Source organism: Myxacorys almedinensis A (assembly GCF_010091945.1).
GTDB classification, from domain to species: domain Bacteria; phylum Cyanobacteriota; class Cyanobacteriia; order Leptolyngbyales; family Leptolyngbyaceae; genus Myxacorys; species Myxacorys almedinensis.
Window position 1 is genome coordinate 1 of sequence record NZ_WVIE01000073.1, and the last position, 673, is coordinate 673.

Here is a 673-nt window from a genome sequence, read left to right on the forward strand (position 1 = left end):
CTTCTACAAACTATTTCAGCAATCGCCAACGCTATTGTTTGAGTTGCTGCCTGATCCGCCCGCTAACGCCCAAGCTTATCGCTTTGATTCAGTGGCAGTGAAAGAGCCGAAGTTTGAGATTGATGGGGTGTTTTTGCCACCAGAAGAGGAAGGAACTGGAGTAGTCTACTTTTGTGAGGTGCAGTTTCAGAAGGATAAACTACTGTACGAAAGAGTGTTTGCAGAATCAGCATTGTATTTCTATCGCAATCGTGATCGATTTAGTGATTGGCAAGCGGTGATCATCTATCCATCTCGCAGTATTGAGCAAGATGAGATTTATCCGCATCGAACGCTATTGGGTGGAGATCAAGTGCATCGGGTGTATTTGGATGAGTTGGGGAAGATTCGCTCCTTGCCGCTATGGGTGGCAGTGATGGTGTTGACGATGGTAGAGGAAGCCAGAGCAGCGGAGGAAGCAAGGTTTTTGCTGAGCAGGAGTCGTCAGGAGGTGTCTGAAGTTGCCAGTCGCGCCATAATAGAGATGATTACCACGATTGTGTCTTACCGATTTGAACAGTTGAGCCAACGGGAGATAGAGGCAATGCTAGACATCACGCTAAAGGAAACGAGGGTTTACCAGGAAATTAAGGAAGAGGGGCGAGAAGAGGCAACGGTCAATCTTGTGATTCGG

1 protein-coding gene is annotated in these 673 nt (G+C 47.5%); it reads left to right on the forward strand.

All coding sequences use genetic code 11. The features are described from left to right. A partial coding sequence (locus tag GS601_RS22690) for an Rpn family recombination-promoting nuclease/putative transposase (RefSeq protein WP_162425559.1) occupies positions 1-673 on the forward strand: 673 nt, incomplete at both ends.